At 71.8% G+C, this 23,542-nt stretch carries 23 protein-coding genes and 1 pseudogene; 10 read left to right on the top strand and 14 right to left on the bottom strand.

Annotation, left to right across the window (positions count from 1 at the left end; translation table 11 throughout):
* Positions 1 to 21 precede the first annotated feature (21 nt).
* Positions 22 to 144, bottom strand: a complete 123-nt coding sequence (locus ACIBH1_RS05270; protein ID WP_397312328.1) for a hypothetical protein — start codon at positions 142 to 144, stop codon at positions 22 to 24.
* Positions 145 to 160: 16 nt separating this feature from the next.
* Entirely contained in the window at positions 161 to 1,072 is a 912-nt protein-coding gene (locus ACIBH1_RS05265) for an SPFH domain-containing protein (RefSeq protein WP_397312327.1), read from the bottom strand.
* A gap of 25 nt (positions 1,073 to 1,097) precedes the next feature.
* Between ACIBH1_RS05265 and ACIBH1_RS05260 the strand changes: the two genes are divergently transcribed.
* From ACIBH1_RS05260 to ACIBH1_RS05250, 3 genes are read left to right on the top strand one after another with little or no spacing between them, the layout of a single operon-like run.
* A complete protein-coding gene (locus tag ACIBH1_RS05260; RefSeq protein ID WP_397312326.1) occupies positions 1,098 to 1,835 on the top strand; it encodes an IclR family transcriptional regulator in 738 nt (245 codons plus the stop codon).
* Positions 1,836 to 1,864: 29 nt separating this feature from the next.
* Positions 1,865 to 2,077: a DUF2277 domain-containing protein gene (locus ACIBH1_RS05255; protein ID WP_397312325.1), complete on the top strand. Its 213-nt coding sequence runs from the start codon at positions 1,865 to 1,867 to the stop codon at positions 2,075 to 2,077.
* A gap of 55 nt (positions 2,078 to 2,132) precedes the next feature.
* A complete protein-coding gene (locus ACIBH1_RS05250) occupies positions 2,133 to 4,040 on the top strand; it encodes a hypothetical protein (protein ID WP_397312324.1) in 1,908 nt (635 codons plus the stop codon).
* 13 nt (positions 4,041 to 4,053) lie between these two features.
* On the opposite strand, the gene ACIBH1_RS05245 is transcribed toward ACIBH1_RS05250, so the two are convergent.
* Complete coding sequence (locus tag ACIBH1_RS05245; RefSeq protein ID WP_397312323.1) at positions 4,054 to 4,506, bottom strand: hypothetical protein; 453 nt, start codon at positions 4,504 to 4,506, stop codon at positions 4,054 to 4,056.
* Positions 4,507 to 4,600: 94 nt separating this feature from the next.
* Here ACIBH1_RS05245 and ACIBH1_RS05240 point away from each other — a divergent pair, with 94 nt between their 5' ends.
* The 6 genes and pseudogenes from ACIBH1_RS05240 to ACIBH1_RS05215 all read left to right on the top strand — a co-directional run bounded on the left by ACIBH1_RS05240 (position 4,601) and on the right by ACIBH1_RS05215 (position 8,937).
* Positions 4,601 to 5,278, top strand: a complete 678-nt coding sequence (locus ACIBH1_RS05240; protein ID WP_397312322.1) for a response regulator transcription factor — start codon at positions 4,601 to 4,603, stop codon at positions 5,276 to 5,278.
* Entirely contained in the window at positions 5,275 to 6,459 is a 1,185-nt protein-coding gene (locus ACIBH1_RS05235; protein WP_397312321.1) for a sensor histidine kinase, read from the top strand. Before ACIBH1_RS05240 ends, ACIBH1_RS05235 begins: the two co-directional genes overlap by 4 nt.
* A 46-nt stretch (positions 6,460 to 6,505) precedes the next feature.
* Positions 6,506 to 6,847, top strand: coding sequence for a PepSY domain-containing protein (locus tag ACIBH1_RS05230; protein WP_397312319.1), 342 nt, complete (start codon positions 6,506 to 6,508; stop codon positions 6,845 to 6,847).
* A gap of 93 nt (positions 6,848 to 6,940) precedes the next feature.
* A pseudogene (locus ACIBH1_RS05225) lies at positions 6,941 to 7,220 on the top strand (Hsp20/alpha crystallin family protein).
* Between the two features lie 101 nt (positions 7,221 to 7,321).
* Positions 7,322 to 7,900 (top strand): RNA polymerase sigma factor, encoded by a 579-nt coding sequence (locus ACIBH1_RS05220; RefSeq protein ID WP_397312318.1) that lies wholly within the window; start codon positions 7,322 to 7,324, stop codon positions 7,898 to 7,900.
* Complete coding sequence (locus ACIBH1_RS05215; protein ID WP_397312317.1) at positions 7,897 to 8,937, top strand: CU044_5270 family protein; 1,041 nt, start codon at positions 7,897 to 7,899, stop codon at positions 8,935 to 8,937. Before ACIBH1_RS05220 ends, ACIBH1_RS05215 begins: the two co-directional genes overlap by 4 nt.
* Positions 8,938 to 8,975: 38 nt before the next feature.
* On the opposite strand, the gene ACIBH1_RS05210 is transcribed toward ACIBH1_RS05215, so the two are convergent.
* The 5 genes from ACIBH1_RS05210 to ACIBH1_RS05190 are packed head-to-tail and all read right to left on the bottom strand — an operon-like array spanning position 8,976 to position 16,554.
* On the bottom strand, positions 8,976 to 9,641 hold the full coding sequence (locus tag ACIBH1_RS05210) for an HNH endonuclease family protein (RefSeq protein WP_397312316.1): 666 nt from the start codon (positions 9,639 to 9,641) through the stop codon (positions 8,976 to 8,978).
* A 43-nt stretch (positions 9,642 to 9,684) separates the two neighbouring features.
* Positions 9,685 to 12,744, bottom strand: coding sequence for a 2Fe-2S iron-sulfur cluster-binding protein (locus ACIBH1_RS05205; RefSeq protein WP_397312315.1), 3,060 nt, complete (start codon positions 12,742 to 12,744; stop codon positions 9,685 to 9,687).
* Complete coding sequence (locus tag ACIBH1_RS05200; protein ID WP_397312314.1) at positions 12,741 to 12,983, bottom strand: sarcosine oxidase subunit delta; 243 nt, start codon at positions 12,981 to 12,983, stop codon at positions 12,741 to 12,743. The genes ACIBH1_RS05205 and ACIBH1_RS05200 overlap by 4 nt, the downstream gene beginning before the upstream one ends.
* Positions 12,983 to 14,188 (bottom strand): sarcosine oxidase subunit beta family protein, encoded by a 1,206-nt coding sequence (locus ACIBH1_RS05195; protein WP_397312313.1) that lies wholly within the window; start codon positions 14,186 to 14,188, stop codon positions 12,983 to 12,985. The genes ACIBH1_RS05200 and ACIBH1_RS05195 overlap by 1 nt, the downstream gene beginning before the upstream one ends.
* Positions 14,185 to 16,554 (bottom strand): FAD-dependent oxidoreductase, encoded by a 2,370-nt coding sequence (locus tag ACIBH1_RS05190; RefSeq protein ID WP_397312312.1) that lies wholly within the window; start codon positions 16,552 to 16,554, stop codon positions 14,185 to 14,187. Before ACIBH1_RS05190 ends, ACIBH1_RS05195 begins: the two co-directional genes overlap by 4 nt.
* 59 nt (positions 16,555 to 16,613) lie before the next feature.
* Between ACIBH1_RS05190 and ACIBH1_RS05185 the strand changes: the two genes are divergently transcribed.
* Complete coding sequence (locus ACIBH1_RS05185; RefSeq protein ID WP_397312310.1) at positions 16,614 to 16,805, top strand: hypothetical protein; 192 nt, start codon at positions 16,614 to 16,616, stop codon at positions 16,803 to 16,805.
* 108 nt (positions 16,806 to 16,913) lie between these two features.
* Here ACIBH1_RS05185 and ACIBH1_RS05180 read toward each other — a convergent pair whose 3' ends face one another.
* From ACIBH1_RS05180 to ACIBH1_RS05155, 6 genes are read right to left on the bottom strand one after another with little or no spacing between them, the layout of a single operon-like run.
* Complete coding sequence (locus ACIBH1_RS05180) at positions 16,914 to 17,654, bottom strand: ABC transporter ATP-binding protein (RefSeq protein ID WP_397312309.1); 741 nt, start codon at positions 17,652 to 17,654, stop codon at positions 16,914 to 16,916.
* Positions 17,641 to 18,552: an ABC transporter ATP-binding protein gene (locus tag ACIBH1_RS05175; RefSeq protein ID WP_397312308.1), complete on the bottom strand. Its 912-nt coding sequence runs from the start codon at positions 18,550 to 18,552 to the stop codon at positions 17,641 to 17,643. Before ACIBH1_RS05175 ends, ACIBH1_RS05180 begins: the two co-directional genes overlap by 14 nt.
* A gap of 2 nt (positions 18,553 to 18,554) precedes the next feature.
* Positions 18,555 to 19,394 carry an ABC transporter permease gene (locus ACIBH1_RS05170; RefSeq protein ID WP_397312307.1) on the bottom strand — a complete coding sequence of 280 codons (840 nt, stop codon included), beginning with the start codon at positions 19,392 to 19,394 and terminating at the stop codon, positions 18,555 to 18,557.
* A complete protein-coding gene (locus ACIBH1_RS05165) occupies positions 19,391 to 20,311 on the bottom strand; it encodes an ABC transporter permease (RefSeq protein WP_397312306.1) in 921 nt (306 codons plus the stop codon). The genes ACIBH1_RS05170 and ACIBH1_RS05165 overlap by 4 nt, the downstream gene beginning before the upstream one ends.
* Positions 20,308 to 21,903, bottom strand: coding sequence for an ABC transporter substrate-binding protein (locus ACIBH1_RS05160; RefSeq protein ID WP_397312305.1), 1,596 nt, complete (start codon positions 21,901 to 21,903; stop codon positions 20,308 to 20,310). Before ACIBH1_RS05160 ends, ACIBH1_RS05165 begins: the two co-directional genes overlap by 4 nt.
* The gene (locus tag ACIBH1_RS05155; protein ID WP_397312304.1) at positions 21,900 to 23,504 is read right to left on the bottom strand and encodes an amidohydrolase; all 1,605 of its coding nucleotides are present in this window, start codon (positions 23,502 to 23,504) and stop codon (positions 21,900 to 21,902) included. Before ACIBH1_RS05155 ends, ACIBH1_RS05160 begins: the two co-directional genes overlap by 4 nt.
* Between the last annotated feature and the right edge of the window lie 38 nt (positions 23,505 to 23,542).

The raw sequence follows: 23,542 nt of genomic DNA, 5'->3' as shown, positions 1-23,542 counted from the left end.
GCACGTGGAGGGTGGCCTGACTCAGCGGCTCAGCCACCACACGGCCACGACGGCGGCCCCCACCACGAGGGCCACGGCGTAGCCGAGCAGGGCGCGCCCGATCCGGCGGCCGACGTAGCCGGGCCGGTGACGATCTGCGGTCACGATTATCGCTCCATCCTCACGAGCCGCCCCGGGGCGTGATGTTGATCGCCCCGTTCTGCGGCACGGGCACCACGTCCACCTTCCCGTCCTGGATGGCCTTCCACAGGATGGCCCCGTTGGGCCCGAGCACGGCGACCAGGTCCTTGATCGACTCCAGCTCCGTCTTCACCTTCGCGTTGATCTGCTGCTGCGCGAGGTTCTGCTGCTTGGCCGCCTGTTCCGCGGCGAGGGCCTCAATGAGCGAGTCCGGCGGCTGCGGCTTCTGGATGGTGAGCACGACGTCACCGCAGTCCCCGGTCCCCGCGTACAGCGGCTGGCAGAAGTACTCGGCCCCCGCCGCCTCCCTGATGTATTCGCGGGCCAGTTGCCCGACCCGGAGTTCCCACTGCTGCTTGATCTGGGGGTCGTTGAAGAGCTTCTTCCACTCGAACTCCTGGGACGCGGCGTCCATCGCCCGGTCCAGCGGCTGCTTGAAGTAGAAGTTGAGCATCTTCGTCCACCCCTCGGACTGCCCGTCCTCGAAGTAGGCACCGTATTTACGCCCGATGCGCTCGTGGAACTGCCGCAGCACCTTGCATTCGGTGTTGAGCGTGAAGGTCGCAGAGCCGGCGACGGTCATCTGGACGTTGTCGCGCGACACGACCGAGATGGCCCCCGATTCGGCTCCCTCCACGCCGGAGAAGTCGAAGGAGCGCTGCCCGAAGGGGTAGGAGTAGCCGGTGTCGCCCGGCCCCAGGAGGGTCAGGCCGCTCGACGGGTTGATGCACTTCTCGAAGGCGATCGCCTCGAACGGCCCGCCCGCGTAGTGCAGCACGACCTCGTCGGTCTCGGTGCTCACGCGCGAGCAGCCGGTGGCCGCGAAACCCAGGACCACGACGGCGGCGAGGGCGAGCCAGAGGGCCTTCCATAAAACAGACCGTTTTGCCATGACGGGGATATTAATCTGTTGCGCTATGAGCAACGGCTCAGTTCAGTCAGTTGATCGGGCCATCGCGATCCTGGAGATCCTGGCCCGCGACGGCGCCACGCGGGTGACCGACCTGGCCGCCGCGCTCGAGGTGCACAAGTCCACCGCGTTCCGCCTGCTGGGCGCCCTGGAGCAGGGCGGGCTGGTGGAGCAGAGTGGCGAGCGCGGCCGTTACCGCCTGGGGTTCGGGGTGGTGCGGCTCGCGGGCGCGGCCACGGCGCAGCTCGACCTGTCGCGCGAGAGCCGGGAGGTGTGCGGGCGCCTGGCCGAGGAGGTCGGCGAGACGGTGAACATCGCGGTGGCGCAGGACGGTTTCGCGGTCAACATCACCCAGGTGAGGGGTCCCGCGGCGATCAGCGGGCACAACTGGGTGGGCCAGCGCACCCCCGCGCACGCCACGTCCAGCGGCAAGGTCCTGCTGGCCTTCGGGGCGTTGCCGCTGCCGGGGCAGCTGGAACGCTTCACCGCGCGGACGATCGTCGATCCGGAGCTCCTGGGGCTCGGCGCGGTCAGGCGCGACGGCTGGGCGGCGACGGAGGAGGAGCTGGAGGTGGGGCTCAACGCGGTCGCCGCGCCGATCCGGGGCGCCGACGGTTCGGTGATCGCCGCGGTGAGCGCCTCCGGCCCTTCGTACCGGCTCACGCCCGAGCGTCTCCCTCTGGTGGCGGGGCTGCTCGTGGAGGGGGCCAGGGAGATCAGCCAGCGCATCGGCTTCTTCCGGTGATGTCGGTGGCGGCGGCTACCGTGGGTGGCATGTGCCGAAGCATCAAGACCCTGCGCCCGCCGTTCACCGAAGACGTCACCGAAGACGACGTGCGCGCGGCGGCGCTGCAGTTCGTCCGCAAGATCTCGGGTTTCCGCGCGCCCGCCAAGCACAACGCCGAGGCGTTCGACAGGGCGGTCGAGGAGATCACCCGGGTGTCGGAGGAGTTGTTGTCCGCCCTCGAAGTCCGCGGAAGCCGTTGACAGCTCGCTCCCGGCGGTGAAGCGTCCCCACTGAGTGGATCAGGAGGGGAGCGCCATGATCAGCGGGCTTTATCGCGGCCAGGACGGAGACTCTCAGGTCGACCTCCGTGTCGACGTCGACGGAACGAGGCCGACCGGACGGCTCAGCGGTGACCTGTTCACCGTGGCGGGGGCGACGACCTCCTACATCGGCTCGTTCGTGGTGCACGCGCCGACCATCACGGTCGAGGGCGCGAGCACGCGGGTAGAGGGCCAGGGCGCCTTCACCCAGGCCGTCACCTCCAGGCAGGTCACGGTCACGGTCGAGCAGGGGGTGGCCAGGGCGGAGATCGACGGCCGCCGCTACGAGCTGCCGTTCGCGAGCGCGTTCTTCCGCAGCGTGCTGCTGGAGCAGGACTCGGTGGTGGGCACGGTCCCGTTCGTCGAGTACAACACGGGGTCGCTGCCGGGCCCGCAGGTCGAGCCGCGGGTGATCGGCGTGCGCGAGGCGTGGGCCGACGCGGGCGTGGAGCTGAGGGTCGCCGAGCCGGGCGTGGTCCCGACCGACGGCTCGGGCCGCGACCTGGCGTGGGACGACGCCGAGCTGCACCACGCGATGACCCAGCAGTTCAGTCAGTACGGCGACGCGGCCGCGTGGCGGGTGTGGCTGCTGGTGGCCAGCAAGCACGTGGGCGGCTACCGCGGCATCATGTTCGACTACAACGACGGCTGCCAGCGTCAGGGCGCGGCGGTCTTCTACGACGCGATCAAGGGCGACAGCCCGCAGGCGCAGCGCGCCCAGTTGCGCACCTACGTGCACGAGCTCGGCCACGCCTTCAACCTGCTGCACTCCTGGCAGAAGAATCTGGCCACGCCGCCGCAGCCGCTCGGTCCCGACGGCGGTTTCGGCGACCTGTCGTGGATGAACTACGTGCAGAACTACCGCCCTGGCGGCGAGCCGGGCTACTGGGCGGCCTTCCCCTTCCAGTTCACCGACGCCGAGCTCATCCATCTGCGTCACGGTTTCTTCCGCGACGTGGCGATGGGCGCGAACGCGTTCGGGCTGGGCGCGGCCGAGATCGCGCCGTTCGAGCCGCCCGTCGAGGACCGTACCGGGCTGGCGCTGGAGGTGCGGGCCAAGGAGTGGTTCGGCCTGGGTGAGCCGGTGGTGGTCGAGCTGAAGTTGTCGTCGGTGGGCGAGGCGCGTACGACGCACAGCCACCTGCATCCCGACACGGAGTTCACGCAGGTCTCGATCACCCAGCCGAGCGGGCGCACGGTGCTGTATCGGCCGATGATGCGCCACTGCGTGGACCACTCGCTGGAGATCCGGCTCGACGAGAACAATCCGGCCATGTATCGCAGCGCCTACATCGGGCACGGCCGCGAGGGCCACTACTTCCAGCAGCCGGGCGAGTATCGCGTCAGGGCGCAGTACATCGCCGCCGACGGCTCGCGCATCGTCTCGCCCGTGCTGACGATCAAGGTGCGCTATCCGGTGACCACCGCCGACCACCAGGTGGCGGAGCTGATGCTGGGCGAGGACCAGGGCAAGCTCTTCTCGCTGCTCGGCTCCGACTCCCCCACGCTGCGTTCGGGCAACGAGGCGCTGGAGGAGGTCATCGACCGGCACGGCGGCCACCCGCTGGCCGTCTACGCGCGCCTGGTGAAGGGGCTCAACGCGGAGCGAGAGTTCAAGCGCATCCGCGACGGCCGCCTGCAGGTGCGCCCGCCGGACCCCAAGGAGGGCATCGAGCAGCTCAGCGTGGTGGCCAGGCAGGCGACGGTCGACAACATCACGCTGAATCTGGTGATGCGCCGCCTGGCCAGGGCCGAGGCCAGGCAGGGCGACCTGGATCAGGCGTACGCGGTGATGGATCGCATGGTGAGCGTGTTCGAGGACAGGAACCTCAACCCGGTGGTGATGGGGCAGATCCGGCGGCAGGCGGAGCTGACCAAGTCGGCGTTGAGCGCCGAGGGCTGACGCGGGCCGTGGTTCACGGGAGGACGACGGGGCGCTCGCCCGCGCATCCGACGCGCACCTCGAGCTCGTCGCCGTCCTCCGGCTCGAACTCCACCTTCACGGTGGGGGCGGGTCCCGGGTCGGCGTCGTCGGTGGAGTAGCCCTGGGCGGGGCTCCAGCTCCTGAGTGTGACCTGCCCGGCGGAGCAGGAGGCGACGATGGTGCCGCCCGCTGTGGTGAGGACGGAGGCCTGCGGCGAGGGCGATTCCGAGCGAACGGCGGACGGGGCCGCTGAGGACGGGGCCGCCGACGTCTGCGGCGAGGCGGTGGCGGTGGCGGCGGCCAGGGCGTCTCTGACCTCGTCGCGGTCGAGCACCTTGCCCCCGCCTCCGGCCAGCGACGACCCTCCGAGCAACCCGAGCACCGCCACCCCCGCCGCGATGGCGGCCAGCGCGGTGGCCACCCAGGCCAGGACGAGCCGTGTCATGCCCACCACCTTCCACCATGGACTCCTAAGGCAAGGTTAAGAGGCCGATAAGCCCGATCGGCCCACGGCCAACCAGCGGTTACGGTGAGACAATATGGCGGACATCCTGCTCATCGAGGACGACGTGACCATCCGCACGGCCCTGTCCAGGGGCCTGCGCGATCTCGGTCACGCCGTCGCCAGCTCCCCCACCGCCCTCGACGGCCTGCGCCTGGCCGTGCAGGACCGTCCCGACCTGATCGTCCTGGACCTGGGCCTGCCCGATCTCGACGGCCGCGAGCTGCTGCGCATGCTGAGGGCGGTCAGCAAGGTGCCGGTGATCGTGGCGACGGCCCGTGACGGCGACGCGGAGATGGTCCCGGTGCTCGACGCGGGCGCCGACGACTACGTGGTCAAGCCGTACACCGCGGCCCAGCTGGACGCGCGCATCCGCGCGGTGCTGCGCCGTACGGTCACCACGACCGTGGAGCCGCTGAGGCTGGGCGGCCTGACCGTGGATCCGAAGGCGCGCACGGCGACGCTCGACGGGCGCGCTCTCGATCTGACGCCGCGCGAGTTCGACGTGCTGCACTTCCTGGCCGCCCGGCCCGGCGAGGTGGTGACCAAGCGGGAGCTGCTGACGGAGGTCTGGCAGGTCCCGTACGGCGGCGCGGACAAGACGGTCGACGTGCACATCTCGTGGTTGCGGCGCAAGCTCGGCGAGACGGCCGCGCAGCCGCGCTACCTGCACACCGTGCGCGGGGTGGGGGTCAAGCTGGTGGGTCCGGAATGAGGCGCTGGCTGGCCCTGCTGGTCGCCGCGACCACCTCGCTGGTGCTGATCGCGCTGCTGGTGCCCATGGCGTTGCTGGTCAGGGCGGTGGCGGAGAACGGCGCGATGGGGCGGGCGACGACGACGGCCGAGTCGGTGGCGCTCTCGCCCGATCCCGAGTTGTCGGCGCAGCGGGCCTCGCTGCCGGTCGAGGTCATCAGGCGGGTGACGCCGCGGTCGTCGGACGCGGTACGGCTGGCGGCACTGGGCCGCAGTGTCACCGCCGAGGCCGACGAAGGGCGGCAGGTGCTGACCTCGGTGCAGTCGCCGCGGGGCACGGTGGTGATCAGCGTCTTCGTCAGTGAGCAGGAGCTGCGACGCGGCGTGTACGAGGCGTGGCTGGCGCTGCTGGTGCTGGGCCTGGCGCTGGTGGTGCTGGGCATCGTGCTGGCCGACCGGCTGGCGCGGCGGCTGGTCGAGCCGATCGGCGAGCTGGCCGGCGTCTCGCACCGGCTGGCGGGAGGCGATCTGGAGGCCCGCGCCAGGCCCGGCGGCCCGCCCGAGCTGCGGAGCGTGGCGCTGGCGCTCAACCACCTGGCCGGCCGGATCGGCGACCTGCTGGCCGCCGAGCGCGAGTCGGTCGCCGACCTGTCGCATCGGCTGCGCACGCCGCTGACGGGTCTGAGGCTCGACGCGGAGGCGCTGCGCGACCGCGAGGAGGCGGCCAGGATCGCCGCCCGTGTCGACGACCTGGAGCGGGCGGTCAGCTCGATCATCAACGACGCCCGGCATCACGAGCGGGCGCAGACCTCCTGCGACGCGGCGGCGGTGGTCGGCGACCGAGTGCGTTTCTGGTCGGTGCTGGCCGAGGACCAGGAGCGCGAGGTCTCCGTGGAGCTTCCGGAGAGCCGGGTCCAGGTCGCGGTGGCCGCGGCCGACCTGGCGGCCGCGGTGGACGCGCTGCTCGGCAACGTCTTCGCGCACACGCCCGAGGGCACGGCGTTCTCCGTACGGCTGACGCCCGACGGCGGGCTGAGCGTGCACGACGAGGGTCCGGGCTTCGACGCCGCCCTGCTGGAGCGCGGTAGCAGCGGGGCGGGCTCGACCGGGCTGGGGCTCGACATCGTGCGCCGCACGGCCGAGGCCTCGGGGGGCTCGATGCGGCTGTCGAAGCAGGGCGTCGAGCTGCTTCTGGGACGTTAACCGCGGCTTAGCGCGACGTTACCCCGGTTCGCGATGAGCTGTAGGCATGAAGACGACAACGAAGATCATCGCTGCCAGCCTCGTGACCATGGGCCTCGTCGGCGCGGGGAGCGCCGCCTTCGCCGCGACGCAGGCCGAGCCGAAGATCACCAAGGAGCAGGCCGTCAAGATCGCCCAGGACCAGCTGCCCGGCTCCACCCTCACCGACAGCGAGCACGAGCGCGGCCGCTGGGACGTCGAGCTGACCAAGGACAACGTCGAGCACGACTTCGAGATCGACGACCAGAACGGCAAGGTGCTCGAGCACGACACCGAAACCCCGGACGCCCAGGACGCCGACGACGCCGACACTGACGACGACGCCGACGACAGCACCGACGACGACTGAGCTTGCATCCTCGTGGAGAGCGAGCTGACCTACAACTTCACTTACAAGTTGGCCACTCTCCAATGAGGAGGTTCGGGTAGCCGCGCCGATGACGTGATCCTCCGGTTCGACCTGCCCGGCATCGACCCCGCCTCGATCGAGGTCACCGTCGACCGGGGCGTTCTCAGCATCAGCGCCCGGCGCGAGGAGGAGACCGCCCAGGACAATGGGCACCTTCACCCGCCGCGTCTACCTGTCGGAGCACCTCGACAGCGACGGCATCGACGCCGGGTACCACAATGGTGTGCTGACCGTCCGCATCCCGGTTCTCGAGCGCGCCAAGGCGCGCAAGGTCGAGATCCGCCAGGGCGACGCCAAGGCCATCCGGGCCTGACCACGACGCGGGAAGGGAACACCGGGGCGGCCTGCGGGTGAGTAAGGGGTGAGGGACATCCACGAGAGGATCCGAACCCCGATGAAACGACCCGCCCTGTGGTGAGCGCCACGATCCCGGCGGCCGCGCAGGTCACCGGCGACGCCCTGATCATCCAGGAGTCCCTGGCCGATCCCGAGCGCTTCGCCGGGCTCTTCGACCGCTACGCCGACGAGATCCACCGCTACGTCTCGCGCCGGCTCGGCCCGGAGAGCGTCTCGGCCGCCGACGACGTCACGGCCGAGACGTTCCTGGCCGCCTTCCGCAAACGTGCGCGCTACGACCGCTCGCGCCCCGACGCGAGGCCATGGCTGTACGGCATGGCGGCCAACCTGATCGCCAAGCACCACCGTGGCGAGGTGCGGCGGCTGCGCGCCCTGGCCAGGCTGGCCGAGCCGGACGGCGACAGCTTCGAGCAGCGCAGCGTCGAGCGCGTGAGCGCGCGTGACCTGCGTCCGCGCCTGGCGGCCGGGCTGGCCGCGCTGAGCCGTAAGGAACGCGAACTCTTCCTCCTGGTCGCCTGGGCCGACCTCACCTACGAGCAGGCCTCCGAGGCGCTCGGCATCCCGATGGGGACCGTGCGGTCCCGCCTGTCCCGCACCCGTGCCAAGATCCGCCGTGTCCTGGGGGAAGAGTCATGAACGAGATCGACCTGTACCGTGACGAGCGCCCCGAGGCGGCGCCCTACGACCCGGGCACCAGGGCTGCCGCCCGTTCCCGGCTGGCGTCGGGCAGGGCCAGGAGGGTGCGCGGGCCGTACCTGATGGTCGCGGCGGCGGGTGCGCTGGCGCTCGCGGCGGCGTTCGTGGTGACGCGGTCGGCGCCGGTGGAGCAGGCGGGGCAGCTCGCGCAGGTGGGCCAGGCGCCGCAGGTGAGGCTGATGTCGGCGAGCGAGGTGCTCGACCGCGCGGCCGGGGCGGTGGTCGAGGAGCTCGACCCGCGCGACGACCAGTACGTGGTGGTCAAGTCGCAGACCATGTACGGCTCCTACAGCATGGGCGAGAAGGAGGAGCGCTGGCTGTATCGCACCGACCGCACGATCTGGCTGCGCGCCGAGCAGACGGGCGACGAGTACGGCGTGCTGCGCATGGAGCTGCTCGAACCTCGGGAGTTCCCGGGCTGGCCGATCCCGAAGCAGGCCTACGAGGGTGTGGGCAAGCCGGAGCTGGTCGCGCTGGCCAACTGCGACGGCGGCACCGTCCCCGAGCACCTGCGCTCCGACTACGCGGCGATCAAGAGGTTGCCGGTCGACGCCGAGGGCATGCGGGCGCACCTGTACTCCGCTCACGAGCCCAACGAGAAGGGGGTGCAGGCTGACCAGTCGGCCTTCACCCGCGCCAGCGACCTGCTGCGGGAGACGTACGTGCCCGCGGCCCAGCGCAAGGCGCTCTACCAGGCGGTCGCGACGATTCCCGGCGTGAGCGTGGCCGAGGGCGCAAGGGACGCGGCCGGCCGGGAGGGCATCGGGGTCGGCCTGGTCACGCAGGCGGGCACCCGTGACGATCTCATCTTCGACCGGGACAGCTTCGCGCTGCTCGGCGAGCGCAGCGAGGTCGTCGACGCGGCCGTCGCGGGCGCTCCGGCGGGCAGCCTGCTGGCCTCGACCGCCCAGCTGGAGGTGTCGGTCGCCGACGAGGCGCCCGAGGTGGCCGGCGAGCCCTGCAGGACCAAGGGCTAGAGACCAAGGGCTAGGGACCAAGGGCTAGGGACCAAGGGCTAGCAGGACGACAGGATCTGCTCCATGGCGTCCTTCTCGGCGCGGGTCACCCACAGGTCGTACTTGGCCTTCACGTCGATCTGGCGGGCGATGTAGGTGCAGCGGTAGGCGCGGCGCGGCGGCAACCAGGTCGCCGCGTCGCCGTCGCTCTTCTGGTTGTTGAGCGGCCCGTCGACGGCGAGCAGGTTGAGCGGGTCGTTGGCGAACTCCTTGCGCTTGGTCGCCGGCCACTGCTGCGCGCCCTTCTGCCAGGCGTCCGACAGCGGGATCAGGTGGTCGATCTGCACGGCCATGCTGGTCTCGTTGCCGCGCCTGAACTTGATGGTCTTGCCGCTGTAGGGATCTTCGAGGACTCCGGTGAGCACGATGCAGTCGTGCGTGCCCTCCTTGAAGGTCTCGTCGGTCATGTCGCGCTTGAGGATGTCGTTGCGGGTGTCGCACCCGTTGCGGTCGACGTCCGCCCAGGCGGGGCCGAACTCGTCGCGGTCGAACCCGGTCCGCGGCGCCCGGCCCTTCACGGGCAGCTTGTCGAGCTTCTTCAGCGCCTCGCCCGGTTTGGAGGTGCTATCCGGTTTGCTCCGCGGCTTCTGATCGGCCGCCTCCAACGCCCCGCAACCGCTGAGCAGCATCGCCGCACACGCCAGCCCACCCAGTGCCCGCCGCACCCCGCCACGCTCCGCTCGTCAAAGTTTGGGTATTGATACCACCTTATTTCCGGAAAGACGCGACATATGCGGTGAGCGCATCGAGCAGCCACTCGCTCAGGTAGGCGGCGAACGAAGAGCGCACGTAGATCAGGTACACGTCCTCCTCCGCGCGCTCCAGAATCACCCCGGCCTTGGCCAGCAACGTCTGCGCGTGGCCGGTGAACACCGCCGGGTGCAGGTCGATCGGGCAGCCGGTGAGCAGCACCTCGCGCGCCCCCGGCCCGGAGACCTCCAGGACAGTGCGCTGCCCCGACACCTCCACACCGCCCTCGGGCCGCTCCCCCGTGACCAGCCACCAGGCGGGGCCGAGCCGCAGCCCCCGTCCCGGGTCCTGCTCCCGAACCTCCCACATGGGGACGAACGGCACCTCACGCAGCCGGACCCGCTCCGAACCCGCCGCCTCGAACCGCCCGGCGAAGGCTCCGGCCGGGCTGCGCCGTACCGGCCCGAACGGCGGGACCTCGTGAGGGACGAACGGGTCGCCGTCGCGCCGCAGGTTCTCGGGATCGTAGAAGACCGGCGCCACCACGGTGACGGCGATCTCGCGGTCACCGTCGTGGGCCACCAGCCGCTCGCCCTCGCTCACGCCGCGGACCATCGCCAGCACCGCCCGCGGATAGCTGGAGGTGACGTGCCCGACCATGCGCCCGTCCAGGGTGAGCTGCGCGCCCTCCGGCACGTGCGTGTCCAGCCCGATCAGCGTCTTCCTGCCGGCGCGCGCCGTGTCGGGCCGGGTGTGCGATCTCCTGCCCACGAAGTCCGGCTTGCGCTTGGAGACGATCCACCCCATGCCCAGGTCCTGCGGCGTCACCGTGCCGTCGGTCTCCTGGCCGACGATCGCGAAGCCCTTCTCGGCCCGCAGCACATGCATGGTCTCCGTCCCGTACGGCACGGCGCCGAGCTCCAGCACCCGCTCCCACACCGCCCTGCCGTACGGCCACGGCACGTTGATCTCGAAGGCCAGCTCGCCCGAGAAGCTGATGCGGAAGACCCTGCCGTGGGCGAAGTCGGTGAAGGTCATGAACGGCAGGTCGACCGCCTCGGGGGCGATCGCGGCGACGACGCGGCGGGCGCCCGGCCCGACGACGGCGACGGTGGCCCAGTGGTCGGTCACGGAGGTGAAGGCCACCTCCAGCTCCGGCCACTCGGTCTGGTGCCACTCCTCCAGCCAGTCGAGCACCTGGGCGGCGTTGCCGGTCGTGGTGGTCATGAGGAAGTGGTCGTCGGCCAGGCGGGAGGTGACGCCGTCGTCGAAGACCATGCCGTCGGCGGTGCACATCACGCCGTAGCGGCACGAGCCGACGGGCAGGGTGGAGTAGAGGTTGGTATAGACGCGGTCGAGGAACAGCCCGGCGTCGCGCCCCCGGATGTCGATCTTGCCGAGCGTGGAGGCGTCCATAGCGGCCACGCCGGTCCTGGCGGCGCGGCACTCGCGCTCGACCGCCTCCTCCATCGTCTCGCCGGGCATCGGGAAGTACCAGGGACGCTTCCACTGGCCGACGTCCTCGAACAGCGCGCCGCGCGCCACGTGGGCGTCGTGCATCGCGGTGACCCTGATCGGGTCCGACAGCGGGCCCCGGTCGCGCCCGGCCAGGATGGCGAAGGAGACGGGCGTGTACGGCGGGCGGAAGGTCGTGGTGCCGGGGCCGGTCCCGAGCAGGGCGGCGACGACGCCGGGGACCGCCGAGGTCTTGCCCTGGTCGGCGCCGGTGCCCGCGGTCGTGTAGCGCTTGACGTGCTCGGCCGAGCGCAGCCCGGCACCGGTGGCCCTGGCCAGGTCGGCGACGGTGACGTCGCGGTGCAGGTCGGCGAAGGAGGTGGCGGGGTCGTCGCCGCACACCCAGACGGCGGCGGGCGCCGAGGGCTCGGCCTCGTCGCTCTCGGGCACCCGGATCGGCGGCCCGGCCTGCCCGAATCCGGCCAGCTCCGCGGCCTGGGCTCCCGCGGCGAGGCCGTCGGCGACGGCCGCCGCCGTGCCGTACACGCCCCTGCAGGCCCCGGCCGAACGCTCGGCCTGCGCGGACAGGTGCGGCACGAACGCCTGGAGTTCCTCGTCGAAGCGCAGCCGCCCCTGCGACTGGCTGAACAGGTGCACCACGGGGCTCCAGCCGCCCGCGACGGCCAGCAGGTCGGCCTCGATCCGCCGGTCTCCGACCAGGACGCCGTCGAGCACGCCGTCGCCGTCGGCGGTGGTCCCGGTCACGACACCCGCCAGGCAGTCGCGCCCGCCGCGCGGGTCGACGATCGCCGCGATCTCCGCGCCCGCGGCGGCGAGGTCACGCGCCGCCTCGTATCCCGAATCCGTGCACGCGAAGACCACCACCCGCCGCCCCGGCAGCACGCCGTAGCGGTTGGCGTAGGCGCGCGCGGCCGAGGCCAGCATCACGCCGGGCCGGTCGTTGCCGGGGAAGGCGACCGACCGCTCGTGGGCGCCGGTCGCGAGCACCACGCGGCGGGCGCGCAGGTGCCACAGCCGCTCCCCGCCGGTCCTGCGCTCCACGGCGACGACGTAGTTGTGGTCGTAGTACCCGATGGCGGTCGTGCGGCTCAGCACCCGGGTCTCCGCAAGCTCGGCCAGCCGCGCCGCGGCCGACGCGGCCCAGGCGGCTCCAGGCGCGCCGTCGAGCAGGATCCTGCTGTTCAGGAGGTCACCGCCGGGCCGCGGCTGCTCGTCGACCAGGATCACCCGCGCCCCGGCCTCCCCCGCCGCCAGAGCCGCCGCCAGCCCGGCGGGTCCCGCGCCGATGACGAGCACGTCGCCGTGCAGGTAGCCCTTGTCGCATCGCCGCTCGTCGGCGGCGCCGGGATCGACGCGGCCCTTGCCTCGCAGGCTGCGCGCGGTGAGCCCCTCGTGGAGCTCGACGGTGGTCGCCGCGACCATGGGGTCGGCTCCTACCTGGACCAGCGCGTTGGGCTCCTCGGCTCCGGCGGAGAAGACGCCGCGCGGGCGGCCCAGGTCGACGCTGTGCCCCACGACGCGCACCCCGTTGCGCAGCAGGGCCGCGGCCAGGGTGTCGCCGGGCAGGCCGGGGTAGGAGCGGCCGTCGAAGAGGAAGTTCATGGGCGGATCTCGTGGGTGACGGTGTGGCGGTGGAGGGTGAACCAGGTGCGGCAGCCGCTCGTGTGGAACCAGCGCTCGTGGAACCAGCCCCTGGGGTTGTCGCGCATGAACACGTAGGCGGCCCACGCCTCGTCGTCGAGCTCCGCGGGCCGCTCCGGGTAGGCGACGCCGGCCTGCCCGCCGTAGCGGAACTCGTTCTCGTCGCGCGGCCCGCAGTGCGGGCATTCGATGAGCATCATCAGTGGGCCACCGCCGCCGCTCCGTGTTCGTCGATCAGCGCGCCCGTGGTGAAACGCTCCAGGGCGAAGGGTTCGGCCAGCGGGTGCGGCTCGCCGTGCGCGATGGTGTGCGCGTAGACCCAGCCGGATCCGGGGGTGGCCTTGAAGCCGCCGGTGCCCCAGCCGGCGTTGATGAACAGGTTCTCGACCGGGGTGCGGCCGATGATCGGGGAGGCGTCGGGCGAGACGTCCACGATGCCGGCCCAGGTGCGCAGCACGCGCACGCGGCTGAAGATCGGGAACAGCTCCAGCGCGGCGGCCATCTGCGCCTCGATGACGTGGAAGGCGCCACGCTGGCCGTAGGAGTTGTAGGCGTCGATGCCCGCACCCATGACCAGCTCGCCCTTGTGGGCCTGGCTGACGTAGACGTGCACGGCGTTCGACATGACGACGCAGTCGAGCACGGGCTCCAGCAGCTCGCTGACCAGCGCCTGGAGCGGATGCGACTGGAGCGGCAGGCGGATGCCCGCCATCGAGGCGAGCACGCTGGTGTGGCCCGCGGCGGCCAGGGCGACCTTCCCCGCCGCGATGGTGCCCCTGGTGGTCTTCACCGCGACGGCGCGCCCGCCGGTGATCTCGAAGCCGGTGACCTCGGTGTCCTGGATGAGGTCGACGCCGTACTGGTCGGCCTTGCGGGCCAGCGCCCAGGCCACGTGGTCGTGCTTGGCGATGCCGCCCCTGCGTTGCAGCGTCGCGCCCAGCACCGGGTAGCGGGCGCTCGCGGTGGTGTTGATGACCGGGCAGAACTTGGCGACCTCGTCGGCCTCCAGCCACTCGGCGTCGACGCCGTTGAGCCGGTTGGCGTTGACCCGCCGCCTGCCCTCGCGCACGTCGTGCAGGTTGTGGGCCAGGTTGAGCACGCCGCGCTGGCTGAACTGCAGGTCGTAGTCGAGCTCGTCGCCGAGCCCCTCCCACAACTTCAGCGAGTGCTCGTAGATGGCCGCGCTCTCGTCCCACAGGTAGTTGGAGCGGATGATCGTGGTGTTGCGCGCCATGTTGCCGCCCGCGAGCCACCCCTTCTCGATCACCGCGACGTTGGTGATGCCGTGGTTCTTGGCCAGGTAGTAGGCGGTGGCCAGGCCGTGGCCGCCGCCGCCGACGATCACCACGTCGTAGGAGCGCCGGGGTTGCGGGGTGCGCCAGAGGGTGTCCGGATGCGGGGTCACCGGCGGATCTTCTCCATCCCTGGGTCGTACAGGGGCTCGGTGGCGACCTGGGCGGGCACCCGGTTGCCGAGGTAGGCGATCTCGACGTGGGTGCCGGGCTCGGCCAGCTCGATCGGCAGCCACGCGTAGGCGATCGGGCGGCCGAGCGTGTGGGCGAAGGCGGCGCTGGTGGTGTAGCCGACCGTGCGTCCCGCGTGCCGCACCGGCTCCTTGCCCATGACGACCTCGCTGGTGAACATCGGCACGAGCTTGCGGGTCGGCTCCGTGGACAGGGCGTCGCGGCCGAGGAAGTCCTTGTCATCTCGTACGGCGAAGCCGAGCCCTGCCTCGTGCGGCTGGTGCTCGGGTGTCATGTCGGTGCCCCACAGCCGGTAGCCCTTCTCCAGGCGCAGGCTGTTGAAGGCGGCGCGGCCCCCGGCGGTCACACCCTCGCGGTGGAGGGTGTCCCAGAGCTTCAGCCCGAGGTCGGCGCTGGTGTACAGCTCCCATCCCAGCTCGCCGACGTAGGAGACGCGCATGGCCAGCACGGGCACGTGGCCGAGGTAGCCGCTCCTGCAGGTGAAGTAGCGGAAGCCCGCGTGCGACATGTCCATGTCGGTCAGCGGCTGGACCAGGTCGCGCGCCGCCGGACCCCAGACGCCGACGCAGCAGGTGCCGGCGGTGATGTCGCGCACCCGCACGCCGGCGGGGGCGCGGCGGCGCAGCCAGTCGAGGTCCAGGTTGCCGTTGGCGCCGACCTGGAAGGTCTCCTCGTCGAGGCGGGCCACGGTGAGGTCGGAGCGGATGCCGCCGCGCGCGTCGAGCAGCAGGGTGTAGGTGACGGAGCCGGGCTTCTTGGCGACGTTGTTGGTGGTCAGGTACTGCAGGAACGCGGCCGCTCCCGGCCCGCTGACCTCGATGCGCTTGAGCGGGGTCATGTCGTACAGGGCGACCTGCTCGCGGGTGGCGTGGGCCTCGGCGGCGGCGATCGGCGACCAGTGGCGGCTCGCCCACTCGCCGCGCTGGGCGGTGCCGGTGGACGGGGCCGGCTTGTCGCGGTTGCTCTCGAACCAGTGCGGGCGCTCCCACCCCGCCCCTTCCAGGAAGTAGGCGCCGAGCTCCTGCTGGCGGGGGTGGAAGGGGCTGGTGCGCAGCGGCCTGGGCGACTCCATGGGCTGGAGCGGGTGGATGATGTCGTAGACCTCGACGAAGTTCTGCTGCCCGCGCTCGGAGACGAAGGCGGGCGACAGCTGCGCGGGCTCGAACCTGGACAGCTCGCACTCGTGCAGGTCGTAGCCGGAGGTGCCGTCGACCAGGAGTTCGGCCACGGCCCTGGCCACGCCCGCCGAGTGGGTGACCCAGACCGCCTCGGCCAGCCAGAAGCCCTCCAGTTCAGGGCTCTGGCCGATGAGGGGGAAGCCGTCGGGGGTGAAGGAGAAGATCCCGTTGATGCCCTCGCGGTAACCCTCCAGCGACGGGATCAGCTCGCGGGCGTCGCGCCAGGCGGGCTCGAAGTCCTCGGGGGTGAATGCCTGGAGCGAGGGCATCGTGGTGGCCTTGGCCGCGATCTCGTGCTGGGCGACCGGCATCGGGCGGTGCGCGTAGGAGCCGACGCCGACGCGGGGGCCGTGCATGCGGAAGTACAGGTCTTTGTCCTGGTGGCGGAGGATGGGCGCGCCGGGCTGCCGGGTGAGGTCCGCCGACTTGGCGTACTGGTGGGCGAGGGGTAACAGCGGCACCGTCACCCCGGCCATGGCGCCGATCGTCGGCCCCCAGAAGCCGGCCGCGCACACGACCACGTCGGCGGCGACGGTGCGCAGGCCCTCGTCGGTGCTGACGGACACGCCGGTGACCCGCCCGGCCCGCTGCTCGACGCCGACCACGGTGTGGTGGGGCAGGAAGCTCGCGCCCCGCTCGATCGCCCGTCGCGCCTGGGCCTCGCCGCTGCGCAGCGCGTCGGCCAGTCCGTCGGTGGGCACGTGGTAGCCGCCGAGCACCCTGCCCTGGTCGAGCAGCGGCCAGAGCTTGGCGCACTCCTCGGGGCCGATCACGCGGCCCTCGACGCCCCAAGCAGCCGCCCAGCCCTGACGGCGGTGCAGGTCGGTCAGCCGTTCCTCGGTGGTGGCCACCTCCAGCCCGCCGACCTGGTCGAAGGTGCCGAGGGTGAGGTACTTGCGAACCGTGTGGCTCGCGAACTCGGTCATCGTCTTGGAGGGGTTGGTCTGGAAGACCAGTCCGGGCGCGTGCGACGACGACCCGCCGGCGGCGAACAGGGGACCCTGCTCGACGACGGTGACGTCGCTCCAGCCCCGTCCGGTCAGCTCGTCCGCCAGCGCGCAGCCCACGATGCCCGCGCCGATGATCACCACACGAGGTCCGCTGCCCATGCGTTGTTCCTTAATACGCAACTCGTACCGGACTACGCAACGCCCATAGGCTACAAGGGGTGGCCCAGCGGCGCCAGAGCCCCTTCCAGGGCCTGCGCCACCTGGAAGACGGTCTCGTCGTCGTAGGTGCGCCCGACCACCTGGACCCCGGTCAGGATGCGACCACCGGATGGGTGACCTCCGCGATCGTGCCCTTCAGCAGCAGCGATCCCTCCTCGCGGGTGAGCCCGACGATCGGCTCTCCTCCTTGACGGCCACCGGACGCCCTCCAGCGGGCGGGCGGTGCGAGGGCGACGACTCGCGCGCGGTCATGAGCCGCACGGCCTCGGTGGCGGACAGATACGACACGCTTGTCCTTTCTAGAACGCGGCGCGCGGCACGGAGTCGAGCAGCAGCCGCGTGTAGTCGTGCTGGGGCGAGGTGAGGACCCGCGCGGTGGGGCCGGACTCCACGACGCGGCCGTGGCGCATGACGGCCACCTGGTCGGCCACGCAGCCGACGACGGCCAGGTCGTGGGTGATGAACACGTAGGAGACCTCCTCGGCCGCCCTGATGTCGGCCAGCAGCCCGAGGATCTGAGCCTGCACCGACACGTCGAGCGCCGCCACCGCCTCGTCGAGGACCAGGACCTTCGGCCGCACGGCCAGCGCGCGGGCGATCGCCACCCGCTGCCGCTGCCCGCCCGACAACTGCCGCGGCAGCGTACCGGCCTCGCGCGGCCCCAGCCCGACCTGCTCCAGCAGCTCGCCGACCCTGGTGCGGTACGGCACGGCGGGGAAGTGCAGCCTCAGCACCTCGGTCAGGCAGTCCTCGACGGTGAGCCGGGGATCCAGCGAGCCGAAGGGGTCCTGGAAGACGATCTGGATGAGCCTGGCCCGTTCGCGCCGGCCCAGCGCGGCCACCGGCCGCCCGCACACGAGCACGCTGCCCGCGTCGGGACGCTCCAGCCCGAGCAGCAGCCGCGCGGCCGTGCTCTTGCCGGAGCCCGACTCCCCCACCAGACCGAGCGAGCCTCCCGCGGGCACGGTGAAGCCGACGTCGTCCACGGCGGTGAAGCGGCCGTAGCTCTTGCGCAGGCCGCTCACGTCAAGGTCGTTCATCGCAGAGCTCCTCTGCGCGCGGGCAGGCCACCCCGGCGACCAGGTCGGGGACGCCCGCCGTGCAGGAGTCCAGGGCGTGCGGGCAGCGAGGGGCGAACGGGCAGCCCGGCAGCCGCGCCAGCAGGTCGGGCGGGCGGCCGGGGATGGCTGGCGGCAGCGTGCCGAGCTCGTCCAGGCGCGGGGTCGCGGCCAGCAGTCCGGCAGTGTACGGGTGGCGGGGATCGCGGAAGAGCTCGCCGGTCGGCCTGGTCTCCATGACGCGTCCCGCGTACATGACGTAGACGCGGTCGCAGATGGTGGCGGCCAGCTCCAGGTCGTGGGTGACGAACAGCATGCCGGGCACGCGCAGGCGCCGCAGCAGGGCGATGATCTCCGCCTGGGTGGTGACGTCCAGCGCGGTGGTCGGCTCGTCGGCCAGCAGCAGCCGGGGCCGTCCGGCCAGCGCGGCGGCGATCACCACGCGCTGGAGCATGCCGCCGGAGAGCTCGTGCGGGCGGCTGCGCAGGTGGCTCTCGCGCAGCCCGACGGTCTCCAGGAGCTCGGCCGCCGCCGCGCGGTCCATGGCGATGGTCTCGGTGAGGAAGTCGCCGACGCGGCGGAAGGGGCTGATGGCGGCGCGCGGATCCTGGTAGATCATCGCCACCGACCGGGTGCGGTGCTGCCGCATCTCGGCCCGGTTCATGGCGAGCACGTCGGCGCCGTCCATCACGATCCGCCCGGAGACCTCGGCCCCGGGCGGCAGGAGGCCGAGCACCGCGCGGGAGGTCAGCGACTTGCCCGAGCCGGACTCTCCCACCAGCCCGACCGTCTCGTTCTCGGCGACGGTCAGGCTCAGGCCGTCGACCGCCGGGCGGGCGGTGCGCGGGAGCCGTACGGTCAGATCCGTCAGGGAGAGCATGATCACCTCCTGGCGACGCGGTCGGCGAGGCTCTCGCCGACGATGTTGAAAGCGACGACGCTCAGCACGATCGCCACGCCGGGCACCAGGACCGGGCCGAGCGCGCCCTGCAGGACCGCGGTCTGGCCTTCGTTGATCATGGCGCCCCAGTCGGCGGCGGGCGGCTGCACGCCGAGGCCCAGGAACGACAATCCGGCCAGGTCCAGCAGGGCGTAGCCGAAGTTGATCGTGGACTGGGCCAGGATCACCGGCGCGATGTTGGGCAGCAGGTGGCGCAGGCAGATCGCCAGGCCGCCGAAGCCGAGGGCGCGGTAGGCGGCGATGTACGGCCGGCCCATCTCGGCCCGCGCGACGCCGCGGACCATGCGGCCCACGAAGGGCGTGTAGGCCACCGCCAGGGTGATCATTGGGCCGATCTGCCCGGGGCCGTACATGGCGACGACGAGCATCGCCAGCAGCAGTCCCGGGAAGGCGAAGACCAGCTCCATCGACCGCGACAGCAGCGTGTCGACCCAGCCGCCGTGCCAGGCGGCGCTCAGCCCGGCCAGCACGCCGAGCACGGTGGAGATGGCCACCACGCCCAGCGGCCCGAGCAGGCCGGTGCGCGCGCCGTGGATGACCCGCGACAGCAGGTCGCGGCCCGAGGCGTCGGTGCCGAGCAGGTGGTCGCCGCCCCGCCCGGCGAGCGTGGCCGACAGGTCGATCGCGTCGGGGTCGGCGGGAGCGACCAGCGGGGCCAGGATCGCCGTCAGCACCAGCAGGGCGATCACCACCAGCGCGGCCGTGCGCAGGCCGTCGCCCTTGAGCCGGCGCAGGCCGGGCCTGACGACCAGAGTGTTCATCGGTTCCTCACCCGGGGGTCGGCGAGCGGGGCCAGCAGGTCCACCACGAGGTTGGCCAGCACGAACAGGGCGACCGTCAGCAGGGTGAGCGCCTGCACGACGGGGAAGTCCTTGACCGTCACGGAGTACTGCAGCAGCTGGCCCAGGCCGTTGACGCCGAAGGTGGTCTCGACCAGCACGGTCGAGACCAGCAGCCCCGGCACGAGCAGCCCGCCGTAGGTGACGATCACCGTCATCGCCCCGCGCAGGACGTGACGTCGCAGCACGGTCCACTCCGGCACGCCCCGGCCCCTCGCGACGGTGACGTACTCCTGGCCGAGCTGCTCGATCATCGCCGAGCGCGAGACGCGGGCGAGCACCCCGGCGAAGGTCAGGGCCAGCGCGATCGCGGGCAGCGTCAAGTGGTGCAGCCGGTCGGCCAGGCCCTCCCCCGCGCCCATCGAGGGGAACCAGCCCAGGTTCACCGAGAAGATCGCGATCAGGACGAAGCCGAGCACGAACGACGGCGTCGCCACCGCCACCGAGCCCGCGACGAGGATCGAGCGGTCCACCCGGCCGGGCCGGGCGGCGCTCAGCAGGCCCAGCAGCGGCCCGGCGACCATGATGATCACGAAGGCCATCGCGATCAGCGTCAGCGTGACGGGCACCCGGGAGGCGATCAGCCCGCCGACGTCGCTGCGGAACTGCACCGACCGGCCGAAGTCGCCGGTCACCACGCCGCCGAGCCAGTGCCAGTACTGCGCCAGGACCGGCTCGTCCAGGTGGTAGCGCCCGCGGATGGCCGCGATCGCCTCGGGGGTCGCCGAGCGCCCGCTGAGCAGGAAGCTCGCCGGATCCCCGGGTGCGAGCTGCAGCGCCCCGAAGATCAGGAACGACGACACGACGAGCGTGACCGCCATCCAGAGCACGCGTCTCATGCGGCACCGATGTCGGCGGCCCACGGATAGTAGAGGTAGGCGATGCTGGTCGGCGCGCCGGTGACGCGCTTGTTGAGGAAGACCGTGTTGGCGATGTCGGCGATCGGGATCCACGGCAGCTGGGCGGCGGTGGCCTCCTGCAGCCTGGCGGTGATCGCGGCGCGCCTGGCCGGGTCGAACTCGTTGTTGGCGGCCACGACCAGCTCGTCGTAGGCGGGGTCGGAGAAGCCGCCGTAGTTCTCGAACTGGCCGGTCTGGAACAGCCCGTACATCGACAGCGGATCGGTCACCGACAGGTACCAGCTCGTCGGGAACAGGTCGATGCCCTCGCGGGCCTTGGGGTCGGAGAAGAGCGCGGTGTAGGCGTCGGGGGCGACCGGGCGCACCTCGACGTCGAGGCCGATCTCCTTGCCCGCCGCCTGGAGCGAGTTGGCCAGGACCAGGAACTCCGGCGCGATGCTGGACTGGGCGACGACGATCTTCCTGCCGGTCGCCCCGGCCTCGGCGACCAGCTTCCTGGCCGCCTCGACGTCGCGCTCGACCTGCGGGGCCGAGGGCCGGGCGGAGGCGGCGTTGCGCCACGACTCGGCCGGGGCCAGCACCGAGGCGGCTGCGCTGAACTCGCCGAGTGTCGCCTTGACCAGGCCTTCCCTGTCGAGGGCCAGCGAGATCGCCTGCCGTACCCTCAGGTCGGCCAGCGGCCCCTTGGCCAGGTCGGAGACGATCAGGTTCATGGTCGTCAGGTTGGGCCCCGCGTAGACCGTGCCCGTGCCCGAGGCGCGGAGCTTGGCCAGGGCCGTCGTCGGGATCATGTAGCTGCCGTCGGCCTCGCCGGTGACCAGCGCGTTGGCCCTGGCCGCCGAGTCGGGCACGAAGGTGAAGGTGACCTTGCCGGACCTGGCGCGCTCGCCCCAGTAGCCGTCGAAGCGGTCGAGCGTGATCGACTGGCCCTTGGCCCAGGCCCCGAGCTTGAAGGGGCCGGTGCAGTCGAGGCCCGCGTCGGCGGTGCCGTACTCCTTGCCCCTGGCCCTGACCCCGGCGGCGCTGACGACGGTCCCGGCGCTCGTCGCCATCTGCTCGTTGAACAGGGAGTAGGGCTGCTTGAACCTGACCGTCACCTCCATCGGGCCGGTCTTGTCGATCGACTCCACGTCGCGGAAGGTCGAGATCCAGTACGAGCCGACGCCGGGGTCGAGGTGGCGCTTGAGGCTGTAGACGACGTCGTCGGCGGTCAGCTCGCCGCCGTCGTGGAACCTCACGCCCTTGCGGATGGTGTAGACGAGCGTCCTGGGGTCGCGCTGCTCGAACTTCTCGGCCAGGCCGGGCCGTACCTTCAGCTCCGGGGTCCACTGCATGAGGCTCTCGCAGACGTTGGCCAGCACCTGGTTCTGCGGGTAGTCGAAGGCGTAGGCGTAGTCGAGGATCGGCGGCTCCGCGTAGATCACCCAGGTGAAGGAGTCGATCTCGCCCTTGGCCTTGGGGGTGTCGGTGCTGAGGCGGGCGGCGCTCGGGCTCGGCGCGGACCGCTGCTGGGCGCCGCCGCCGCAGGCCGCCAGGGACAGGACGGCCAGCGTGGCCAGGACCTTTTTCATGCCGTTGCCTTTCTTTCGTAGACAAGGCGGCCGTCCACGTAGGTGCGGACGACCTCGGTGGCGCCGATCTCCGACGGCGGCGCGGCGAAGGGGTCACGGTCGAGCACCACGAGGTCGGCGCGCTTGCCCACCTGGACGGTGCCGGTGACGTCGTCGAGGTGGTTCACCCAGGCGCTGCCCGCGGTGTAGGCGGTCAGGGCCTGGGCCAGGGTGAGCGCCTGCTCGGGGTAGAACGGGTTGTCATCGCCGGGGAAGCTGCGGTTGACGGCCACGTGGATGCCCCACAGCGGGTTCGGGCTGCTCACCGACCAGTCGCTGCCGGCCACCAGCCGGGCCCCGGCCCTGGCCAGGTCGCCGAACGGGTACTGCTGCGCCGCCCGCTCGGGGCCGAGGAAGGGGATGGTCAGCTCGTCCATCTGCTTCTCGTGGGAGGCCCACAGCGGCTGCATGTTGGCGGCGGCCCCGGCCCTGGCGAAGCGCCCGACGTCGTCGGGGTGCACCACCTGCAGGTGGGCCAGGTGGTGGCGGTTGTCGTTGGCCCCGTTCGTCCGGCGGGCGTGCTCGACCGCGTCGAGCGCCTGCCGCACCGCCCGGTCGCCGAGCGCGTGGAAGTGGATCTGGAAGCCGAGCGCGTCGAGCCGCTGGACCGCCTCCCTGGTCACCTCGGGATCGACGAAGCTCAGGCCGCTGTTGGAGGTGGGGCAGCCGCACCCGTCCAGGTACGGCTCCAGCATCGCGGCGGTGAAGTTCTCCGCCACGCCGTCGAGCATCATCTTGACGGTGGTCGCGGCGAACCTGTTCTTGGTGATGCGCCGCTCGGCCAGTTCGGGGATCTGCTCCAGGCCGCGCTCGCGGTCCCACCAGAGCGCGCCGACCACGCGGGCCTGCAGGGTGCCCTCGCCGGCGGCGCGCAAATAGGCGGGCAGGTTGTCGGGCTGGCCGGGGTAGACGCCGACCATCGCGTCCTGCCAGCCGGTGACGCCCATCGCGAACAGGTGCCGCTGGCCCCTGAGCAGCCCTTCGTACATCTCCTCGCCGGTGGCCGGCGGCACGTGCCTGGCGACCAGGTCCATCGCGCCCTCGTGCAGCGTGCCCGCGGGGTGGCCGCCTGGCTCGCGCTCGATGCGGCCGTCGAACGGGTCGGGCGTGGTGGCGTCGATCCCCGCCAGGCGCAGCGCCGCGGTGTTGACCCAGGCGCCGTGCCCGTCGCGGTTGGTCAGCAGGGCCGGGCGCTCCCCCGTGACCTGGTCGAGCAGCTGCCTGGTCGGGGTGCCGCCCGGGAAGGCGTCCATCGACCAGCCGCCGCCGGTGATCCAGGTGTTGTCCGTGGTGTAGGCGGCGATGACGGCCAGGTAGCCCTCGACTTCGTGCTCGCCCGACAGGTCGCAGTTGCCCATCTGGAGACCGGCGAAGACGGGGTGCACGTGGGCGTCCTGGAAGCCGGCGACGAGCAGGCCGCCCCTGAGGTCGACGGTCTGCCTGGCCCTGGTGGGTGCGCCGATCCTGACGATGCGGCCGTCCTCGACGGCCACCGCCGCCTCGATGGGTTCCGCGCAGGTCCCCGTGAAGACTCTGCCGCCGGTGAACACCACATCGACCATCGGGGTCCCCTCTCGCGCTTGCGTGTTGGAGAGGAGTG

It is taken from the genome of Nonomuraea sp. NPDC050663 (assembly GCF_044456985.1).
Lineage (GTDB): Bacteria > Actinomycetota > Actinomycetes > Streptosporangiales > Streptosporangiaceae > Nonomuraea.
The sequence above is the reverse complement of the archived record's forward strand: the minus strand, read 5'-3'. Positions and strand labels throughout refer to the sequence as shown.

Coding starts and splice junctions, on each gene's coding strand:
- ACIBH1_RS05265 (WP_397312327.1), bottom strand. CDS start 1,072: ATGGCAAAACGGTCTGTTTTATGGAAGGCCCTCTGGCTCGCCCTCGCC.
- ACIBH1_RS05260 (WP_397312326.1), top strand. CDS start 1,098: ATGAGCAACGGCTCAGTTCAGTCAGTTGATCGGGCCATCGCGATCCTG.
- ACIBH1_RS05255 (WP_397312325.1), top strand. CDS start 1,865: ATGTGCCGAAGCATCAAGACCCTGCGCCCGCCGTTCACCGAAGACGTC.
- ACIBH1_RS05250 (WP_397312324.1), top strand. CDS start 2,133: ATGATCAGCGGGCTTTATCGCGGCCAGGACGGAGACTCTCAGGTCGAC.
- ACIBH1_RS05245 (WP_397312323.1), bottom strand. CDS start 4,506: ATGACACGGCTCGTCCTGGCCTGGGTGGCCACCGCGCTGGCCGCCATC.
- ACIBH1_RS05240 (WP_397312322.1), top strand. CDS start 4,601: ATGGCGGACATCCTGCTCATCGAGGACGACGTGACCATCCGCACGGCC.
- ACIBH1_RS05235 (WP_397312321.1), top strand. CDS start 5,275: ATGAGGCGCTGGCTGGCCCTGCTGGTCGCCGCGACCACCTCGCTGGTG.
- ACIBH1_RS05230 (WP_397312319.1), top strand. CDS start 6,506: ATGAAGACGACAACGAAGATCATCGCTGCCAGCCTCGTGACCATGGGC.
- ACIBH1_RS05215 (WP_397312317.1), top strand. CDS start 7,897: ATGAACGAGATCGACCTGTACCGTGACGAGCGCCCCGAGGCGGCGCCC.
- ACIBH1_RS05205 (WP_397312315.1), bottom strand. CDS start 12,744: ATGAACTTCCTCTTCGACGGCCGCTCCTACCCCGGCCTGCCCGGCGAC.
- ACIBH1_RS05200 (WP_397312314.1), bottom strand. CDS start 12,983: ATGATGCTCATCGAATGCCCGCACTGCGGGCCGCGCGACGAGAACGAG.
- ACIBH1_RS05190 (WP_397312312.1), bottom strand. CDS start 16,554: ATGGGCAGCGGACCTCGTGTGGTGATCATCGGCGCGGGCATCGTGGGC.
- ACIBH1_RS05180 (WP_397312309.1), bottom strand. CDS start 17,654: ATGAACGACCTTGACGTGAGCGGCCTGCGCAAGAGCTACGGCCGCTTC.
- ACIBH1_RS05175 (WP_397312308.1), bottom strand. CDS start 18,552: ATGCTCTCCCTGACGGATCTGACCGTACGGCTCCCGCGCACCGCCCGC.
- ACIBH1_RS05170 (WP_397312307.1), bottom strand. CDS start 19,394: ATGAACACTCTGGTCGTCAGGCCCGGCCTGCGCCGGCTCAAGGGCGAC.
- ACIBH1_RS05165 (WP_397312306.1), bottom strand. CDS start 20,311: ATGAGACGCGTGCTCTGGATGGCGGTCACGCTCGTCGTGTCGTCGTTC.
- ACIBH1_RS05160 (WP_397312305.1), bottom strand. CDS start 21,903: ATGAAAAAGGTCCTGGCCACGCTGGCCGTCCTGTCCCTGGCGGCCTGC.
- ACIBH1_RS05155 (WP_397312304.1), bottom strand. CDS start 23,504: ATGGTCGATGTGGTGTTCACCGGCGGCAGAGTCTTCACGGGGACCTGC.